Origin of the sequence: Neochlamydia sp. TUME1, assembly GCF_000813645.1 — a bacterium.
Classification (GTDB): Bacteria; Chlamydiota; Chlamydiia; order Chlamydiales; family Parachlamydiaceae; genus Neochlamydia.
The window spans coordinates 1-8,170 of the sequence record NZ_JRXI01000075.1 but is presented as its reverse complement, the minus strand read 5'-3'; the positions used below and the strand labels follow the sequence as shown (position 1 = coordinate 8,170).

Here is an 8,170-nt window from a genome sequence, read left to right as displayed (position 1 = left end):
GAGCTTAAAGCGGGGCAAGTTCTGATTATGGATAATGCTACCTTCCATAAATCGCAAGCCACTCATGAGCTTATCAAAAAGGCAGGGTGTGAGATTTTATTTTTACCGCCTTATTCTCCAGATTTAAATCCTATTGAAACCTTTTGGGCTAATTTTAAGAAGATCGTGGCAGCAAACGTAAGTAAGTTTTCGACTCTTGCTCAAACCATTGATTACTCTTTTTTAAGTATATGTTAATAACAAGAAATTTAAAATTTAAACCACTATAACTCTTGCACATGAGATTGTATATCTCGGGTGGTCATGCCTTTAGCATACATGGAGATAATTTTATCATCGAACGAGCTAATATTTCTTTGGGGTTTTTTCATTGCTATAGGTTCAAAATCTGCTTTACGATCTCTAGGTACTTGTAAATTAATAGCACCGTGATTACTTTTAACTGTTTTCTTGGCATGGCCATTGCGGCTATTGCCTGACAGGTGTCCTTTGGATGAATGCTTCTCATAACCCAGATGCTCATCCATTTCTTTTTGAAGCATCTGCTCCAACATGTTGCCAATTAGGCGCTGAACAAGGCCATTTTTCCCTGTCAGATCGTCAACGGTTTTACATTTAGCAAGCTCAGAGTGTAGATCAAATTTTTCAGGAATTGACATATTGTCTATCTCCATTTGTATAAATGATTAGCAGCTGCAAACTCCGCTTCGCTTCGTTCGCAGCTTGATTTGCTTTTGAAAGTATAATAAAAGTCTACTTTCCTTATTATTTATTTACACAGATTTTTTGACAGACCCCTGACAGATACTATTTCTGTTAATTGTAACTTATCTAATATCTTTTCTTACGCAAGAGGTTTTGCATCTAAGAATGTTTCTAAAGGCGTCTTGCCAAGACAATACTTTCCTGTATGTGTTCTCTCATTATTATACTCATTCATCCATTTATCTACATCCTCTTGTAGTTCTTCAACATTTTTAAACACTTTCTTCCTAAAAGCTAGGGCATAAAATTCTTTTTTGGATGGCCTGATAGAATTTTTCGCAGATTCCATTGGTTTAAAGGATGTCTGGCGTTAGTGCGAGAATGGCTAATATTTTCGATAGCCAAATAAAGCTCATACTCATGATTCTCTCTTGCTCCACAGTACTCTGTACCATGATCGGTCAATATTCTTAAAGCGCGAACATCTTGCTTTTTAAACCAAGGAATGACTTGATCATTTAAGCATATCTGCGCTACCAATGCATTTTTCCTATCGTATAGCTTGACGAAAGCTACCTTAAAATAGGTGTCCAATCACGGTATGTTGATAAATGCGTCTAAACACCTTAATAGTGCCTACGTAATAATTATTTTGAAATAATAAATAGCCTAAATGCTCAGTTACAATTTCGCCATGCGCTTCGTTTTCTTCCCTAGCTTTTTCAAGAGCTTTTAGTTGGTCCTCTGTTAATATCATTTATGCTTAAAGCCATCTTAAGCTTCCAATGCTTTGAGACGCTTTTGAAAGGTCTTAAAGATTGTATCTTTAACCAAACAGAACGCCCATCTCCCGTCGAAATAAAAACTTCTTATTTCTTCAAGCTTGTTACATATTTTTAATTGTCCATAAGCAGGCTTTTGAAGAGAAAAATTCACAACAGATTTTTCAATAGACTCGTCCACTCTATTTTTTTATGTAGAGTTGCTTGCTGGTCATATCTTGAAGAGCTGCCTCTCCACCTTTTTCATAAAATTCTTTAAATCTATAAAAGCTATTCTAAAATATTCTATCATTTTACATGCATAGAATATATTTCCTAATGTTTCTGCTAGCTTTGAAACCCCGAGTGTATTTTTTATAACTTTTTGATGAGTTGCTAAATTTGGCATTTTTTGCACTCTTTGCTGCTCTTGGAGCCGCTCACTTCAACTTCCGTCCTATTACTTTAAATGGGCGACAGGGCTTCAAGCTTCTCAGCTTTTAACACTTCTTTCCTTTATCTTTATCACAAATGTCAGATTACGTCCTAATCTATTACACTTTAAGGATAGTTTTGACCATCTGTTTCTTTTATTGCTCTTTCCAATTAGTGGTTTGGCGTGGCTTTTAAACAAAATTTTGTGCCATTCAACTTTAAATTATCTACAAGAATCATCTATCTAGCAAAAAATGGAAATTAATAAGTGAATATCTTTTTCAATCATTTTAACCTTACAACTTTGGTTTTTTTGTAGGTAAAAAATGCTTTTAAGCCATCTGGAGGCCTTTTCTCAGCTATTTCCTTATCCGATAACTCGCATCGATTAATTTATAGATCTTTTTTCCTAGCAAGATTGTGTCTTAGAAAAAAATCAATCGCAGCTTTTTCTCATTGCCCAATAATGCTTTTAACTTTATAGAAAATGATTGACAGGTTGCGGAAAAAATCTTATATAGCTAATGTTTTGGATTGTAATAAAAATTTTAACTATTAGATCAAAACAAGATAAAAGGCGCCTAAGATTAAGACGCTTGTGTCTTAAAAAAAATCAATCGCAGCTTTTTCTCATTGCCCAATAATGCTTTTAGCTTTATGGAAAATGATTGACAGGTTGTGAAAAAAATCTTATATAGCTAATGTTTTGGATTGTAATAAAAATTTAACTATTAGATCAAAACAAGGTAAAAAGCGCCTAAGATTAAGACTGGAGATAGTTTTTACTTCTTACCTCAATAAGCGACAGCAAAGTAAGCATTTAGTCTAATATATAAAAATAGGCTTGCAAAGCCAAAACCTTATGTAGCTACCATGAATTTCAAAGAGGTAAATACTTAATAATATATAAAGCATAAACAAATAGAAGCTTATTACTGGATCAGGAAAGGTACACGGATTTCTTAGCACTGCTGTCTTTCGAACTATTTCGCATCACCTAAGCTTGCTTTTCCTTCCAGGGGCTTCTTAATAATAATTACCCAAATTCTTTAAATGCAAATTAGCAAATAAAGTTAAAGCAGCATAAATACCTTTTTATGGAAAGAGGATCAGGAAAGAGAAAAATTATCATTCCACGAACAATTGAGCATAAAGCTTGAAGAGCTGTAAGAACAACATTTTTTACAGTTATTAAAGCGGGATAATGTTGCAGAGCTGTAGGAATGTTCCGGAAATTGAAAAAGGTTATGAAAAAGTTATAGAAAATATGCAAGATTTGTTGGAATTATTCCTTTCGGTAGTGGTATTAAATAAAAAAGAATAAGGCATAACAAAAGAACTGTAAAATTTATTTGTCTCAGTTCTGGGATGCTAATATTTTATATTTCAAATAATGATTTATTTATACGCGGCACAAAGAAAACTAAAGTAATCCGAAAAGTGTTACAAGGCAGGAAAACATATGAGTTTTTAAGTAAATATAGTTGGTTATTTATCAAAAAAAATAAATATTAGTTCACTATTCAGACGATTAAAAAGGAAAAATATGACTGCAAGTGGTTTAAATGGGGGAACCCTAGTGGGTTTACCTGATTATAAAGTTAATGACTTGATAAGAGAACAAATTCCAGATAACACTTTTACAAGTGTAACTGTCAAAACAGTAATGCATAGATTTTTTGGAGAAGAAACAGAAATAACCTCTAGAAAGATAACTTTGGAAAGATCCAACCTATCAGTGGGGTGGGAAGTAGCGAGAGCCTTCTTTCTCCAACTTTTTAATGAAGCAGGAGCTAGGTCGCGTTACCGTGATAATCCACGTGCTATAAACGGAAACTTAGTAGCATCGTTTTTAGCTCTTGATCCTGCTTTCGATGATAGAGAGCAGGCGCGTGCGGAGGAAGAGTTAAAAATTGTTTATGCTAGATGCATGACCATCACGCTTTATATTTCGGATGATTGTAACTATTTGGATGCTGAGACTTTGAAAGAACATAAAGCACTAGTAGGTGCTCGTAATATAGCTAAATGTATCTTATCTTAATAGTAAGATATTTAGATAAAAACGTATTCAGTAAAAACATAAGCTTTTATAAGACAAAATAAAATAAATTAAAAAAACATACCATACACAACTATATATATGAATTAAAAGGAGTTAAAATGGAGCCAGAATATCGTATAAACGGAGGAAACCTTGCCAACCTACCTGACTATAAAGTAGCCGATTTAATTAGTGAAAATATTCCTGCGGAAACTTATACCAGTATTCACGTTAAAAGTTTAATGTATCGTTTTCCTTTAACTGAAGAAGATATTAAAGCTCGTAAGGTTTTCTTAGAGGTTTCTCGTCTCTCAACAACATGGCAATCTTTTAGAGTTGTTTTAGAGAAAATGCTGGGAGTGCGTGTTGATAATAATGTCCAAATGGATAAGAGCTTAATAGCGGGCCAACTCTTGGGAAATTATTCGGATGATGCAGAATTACGAGATGCAGGCATTGAAGAAGTTAAAAGAGCTTATGCAGAGTGTATGAATGTTGAATTGATAATATCAGAGGATTGTAATTTTTGCGAAATAAACCTACAGCAGCAAAAATTTTATATTATGGCTAAAAAAGTAGGAAATGTAGCTAATTTTGTTATTAAAACAAGTTTAAAAGTAGGCCCTATGGTCCCCAGAGTATTTTCTTTGTTTAAATAACAATAAATTAAAATTGGCTTAAAGAAAGTTTTTAGAGTAAAAAAACAGGAAAAACTTACAGCTTGAATAAATTTATCCTTAGAAAGATTTTTACTCTCCTCGAACTAGGTCCCTAAATTAAAGGAGTTAAATAATGAGTCCGGAAATAAATATAAATTGTCCTTATGTAACTTTGCCATTTAATATGGATATGCAGCCAAGCCAAGAATCAGAGTCAGAGAAAGCAAATGAAGCGTTAGAATTATGCTTAGATAATGAAGATGTTATTTCACTCGAAAGCTATCAAAAAATGCTACCTGCAAAATTAGATAACCATTTTAAAGAGCAATTAAACGAATTTATTGAATGTGATAAAGCTGCTCAAGCTATCTTAAAAAATAATGCTGACAGCTCAGATTATTCACGTTGCGTGGCTGAAGCCGAAAAAAAGTTTGAAAACATAAAAAATATTATTAACGCTTTAAGCAGTTTGCAACAGCCTACAGAAGTTTACGAATTGCAGTATAACGAACTAACAGGATCGCTTCAAAATATGCATTCTTCCATTCCGCAAGGCAATAGTATTGTTTTAAGAAAAGACAGGGAAAGGGATTCAGATTCACATGCAAATCATTCTCATAGAGTTATGCCATCTCATACCAGTTTGCCTTTAATGCAGCAAAACCAAGAATTAGAACTGGAAGGAATTAAAAAAGCATTAAAATTATGCTTAGATAATAAAGATGTTATTCCACTCGAAAGCTATCAAAAAATGCTACCAGCAGAATTAGATAAACATTTTAATGAGCAATTAAACGAATTTATTGAATGTGATAAAGCTGCTCAAGCTATCTTAAAAAATAATGCTGATAGCTTGGAGTATTCACAATGTGTGAGCGAAGCCGAAAAAAAGTTTGAAAATATAAAAAATATTATCAAAGCTTTAAGCAGTTTGCAACAGCCTACAGAAGTTTACGAATTGCAGTATAACGAACTAACAGGATCGCTTCAAAATATGCATTCTTCTATTCCTCTAGGCAATAGTATTGTTTTAAGAAAAGACATAGAAATGATGCGAACCATTTCTTCAGTACCTCAAGAAAAAACATATCATTCTCCCTCTCATGGAACTTTTTATGAACCGCAAATCAGCCCAGCAGCTCTAGGAGGATGGTTTCATAAACATCTCATTGAGAATAGCTATGAAGGAGTTAGTATAGTCCGTAAAATCGATTGCATATACAATCATCAGCTAAATACAATGTGTACTCTCATAGGACTTAAAAAGAAAAAATATAAAAGAGATGTGGAATGGACTCAAAAGCCTTCTTCTTCTCAACAAAGTATTAAAGGATCTACTTTAAAGGTAGATAAGCAGGGGATAGAGCACCCCTCTCATCGTTTTCCCAGTAGGGTGAAAAAGAAAATTAAAGAAAATGGTGCAAAAATGCCTGGAGGAGGGGTTCTTGAAAGTATTGCACATTATCTAGCTTCGAACTGGTCAGTAGAGTTTTTTAATCCTAGTAAAGAGAAAAGTTTGGAAGAAATCAGGACTTTACAAAAGAATGTTCTCGATGAAATTTGTGAGGACTTACCAGAAATGTTAGGCCCATGGAATTATGAAAAATGGGAAGTCGGTACTTCAAAAGATCTTATAGAAAATTATGGAGTGTCTCCTAGCTTAGCACAAGAAGCTGATTATGTTATATTATTCCATAAAAAATGTGAGTAACCGCTTGCATGGAAAAATGTTTCTATAAATAGCATGAACTCAAAATAATAAATTCGACCCTTTGGTTAAGGAAGGAATAATAAACATCCTTTAACCAAAGGGGTTTACGTAAATGGTCGCCGAAAACAAAGAGTTTTAGATGCAGTGATTTAAATTTTATATTTTTTTATCAATATATACTTAAAAAAGAGTAATCAATAGTGCGAGCAAGAGTAGAAAACTTGCTTAAGTTCGCTGCTACAATTTTCTTAAAATTAGCTCAAAAGGTTTAAATAGGGTTCAAATCGGTAGAATAGGGCGGTAAAAATAGAATCTCACACCCTGCCTTTTTGATAAGCTTATGAGTGGTTTGCGATTTATGGAAGGTAGTATTATCCATCCGGCATTCCGCAAGTTAACTTCTCTCGTCTTCTAATTTATGCCAAGGAGGTTTAAAACCAGTAAAACGGCCATCCTTTTAGAGTTTAAAATAAGAGTTAATTCTTTTATGCTTTCATGTATAGAGCCTAAGGCAAAATATAATCCGTGAATTATCAATAACTTAACCCTTCCCCTGTAATCATAATCACCCTGGAATCTGAAAAGACCACCTGGACTATCATCATCCCTTGGGTAATTTTGTCACTCATAGAAAAACTAATTTTAAGGTGATCAAGACCCGTGCACTATACTTTTCCATCGTGTATGTCCTCACTTTCTTTGCTTTAAAAAAAACAGGATTAGCATTTTCTATAAAAACTTAAGGTAATTTCCAGTATCAATAAAAATAATATCAGGGAATCGCTATAACCTGCGGAATGTGGGATACAAGGATGTCTAGGACTATATTAAGGAGAGAATAGGTTTTCATGGCACCTTTTTATACGCTTTTCATCTACTCTTTATGCACTTACATACTTTATAAAGTCCTTTTTGTTAAGCATAAGGGGATCTTTCAGAAGGTTGGGCATGCAGACTAAGTTTTTTTAAAGCCTATTATCTATAACTTCCGCAAGGCTACCATACCGATTGAATGACGTTCGCTAGTTGAAGGAGTATGGTCAAACTGCAGGCCGCCCTCAGCATCCCAGCTTCCCCCTTGCACTTGAGCGCTATAAAAATTTTCTTGATAGCGTATATGCGTATAATAGGTCCAAGGCTTATGGCTAAATAGACATGTCTTAAAATTAAAATGCTGAGCCAGAATACATACAGCGGCCTGTAGAGCTGAAGAAACTGCGTAGGAGATTGAGGTTCTTTAGCAAGATCAGCGACAAGGCCTTGTTGGATCTCATACTTTTTCTTTCTGATTCCTTGGAAGGACATCTTTCGTCATGAGCACCCACTGTGATTTCTCAAGAGGCTTATCTCCTAATTCGTTAACAATTAGGCGAGGAATTAGCCCCTAACCTGTTTGACTATCGGGAAAATATCGCTTTGTCAACGATCTTAGAGTACTTAAGGTAAGAAGTTGGACACTAAAGTTCTAGGAATCCTTACAAGCATATGAGTGTCAATAACCCTTTTCCCTGGAAAAGCTAAGCAAGGATTTTTAAGAATTTTAAAGGTATCGTGGGGGTAAAGAAAAAAAATTCTTCTATAAGATCTTCTCCTTTCATTCTCTTTTTTTCCAAAGCAGATAGCCCATTTTTTGTTACTAAAAGCGATGTCTTGATAAACAACTTTCTTTTGGACAAGAGGATCGTTGGCCAATTGTTTCCATTATTTATTCACTAAGCAGCTGGCTTCAAGAGAAGTAAAATTTAGATAGTCCGACATGATTTAAAGGGTGTTTCATGCTTGAACAGTATTTTGAGAGCATTTTTTCTCCCCAATTGCTATAATTTATTTACGCTTAAATCATTATAAAGCTCTT

8 protein-coding genes and 1 pseudogene are annotated in these 8,170 nt (G+C 34.1%); 4 read left to right on the top strand and 5 right to left on the bottom strand.

The window, feature by feature from the left end; translation table 11 throughout:
• The first annotated feature begins 21 nt into the window (after positions 1-21).
• Entirely contained in the window at positions 22-237 is a 216-nt protein-coding gene (locus DB41_RS03345) for a transposase (RefSeq protein WP_368730540.1), read from the top strand.
• A gap of 26 nt (positions 238-263) precedes the next feature.
• Here the strand turns inward: DB41_RS03345 and DB41_RS03340 are convergent, their stop codons facing one another.
• The 4 genes from DB41_RS03340 to DB41_RS12075 all read right to left on the bottom strand — a co-directional run bounded on the left by DB41_RS03340 (position 264) and on the right by DB41_RS12075 (position 1,462).
• The gene (locus DB41_RS03340) at positions 264-659 is read right to left on the bottom strand and encodes an IS256 family transposase (protein ID WP_039384294.1); all 396 of its coding nucleotides are present in this window, start codon (positions 657-659) and stop codon (positions 264-266) included.
• A 185-nt stretch (positions 660-844) separates the two neighbouring features.
• Positions 845-985: a hypothetical protein gene (locus DB41_RS12085; protein WP_039384293.1), complete on the bottom strand. Its 141-nt coding sequence runs from the start codon at positions 983-985 to the stop codon at positions 845-847.
• A 14-nt stretch (positions 986-999) separates the two neighbouring features.
• Positions 1,000-1,245, bottom strand: a complete 246-nt coding sequence (locus DB41_RS12080; protein WP_202965108.1) for a hypothetical protein — start codon at positions 1,243-1,245, stop codon at positions 1,000-1,002.
• A 37-nt stretch (positions 1,246-1,282) separates the two neighbouring features.
• Complete coding sequence (locus DB41_RS12075) at positions 1,283-1,462, bottom strand: hypothetical protein (protein ID WP_202965107.1); 180 nt, start codon at positions 1,460-1,462, stop codon at positions 1,283-1,285.
• Between the two features lie 1,985 nt (positions 1,463-3,447).
• On the opposite strand from DB41_RS12075, the gene DB41_RS03320 reads away from it, so the two are divergent.
• The 3 genes from DB41_RS03320 (at position 3,448) to DB41_RS03310 (ending at position 6,315) form a co-directional block, all read left to right on the top strand.
• On the top strand, positions 3,448-3,945 hold the full coding sequence (locus tag DB41_RS03320; protein ID WP_039384291.1) for a hypothetical protein: 498 nt from the start codon (positions 3,448-3,450) through the stop codon (positions 3,943-3,945).
• A gap of 119 nt (positions 3,946-4,064) precedes the next feature.
• Complete coding sequence (locus DB41_RS03315) at positions 4,065-4,604, top strand: hypothetical protein (RefSeq protein WP_039384288.1); 540 nt, start codon at positions 4,065-4,067, stop codon at positions 4,602-4,604.
• 133 nt (positions 4,605-4,737) lie between these two features.
• Entirely contained in the window at positions 4,738-6,315 is a 1,578-nt protein-coding gene (locus DB41_RS03310; protein ID WP_039384287.1) for a hypothetical protein, read from the top strand.
• Between the two features lie 271 nt (positions 6,316-6,586).
• On the opposite strand, the pseudogene DB41_RS11195 reads toward DB41_RS03310, so the two are convergent.
• A pseudogene (locus DB41_RS11195) lies at positions 6,587-6,694 on the bottom strand (transposase); the annotation flags it as partial.
• Positions 6,695-8,170 lie beyond the last annotated feature (1,476 nt).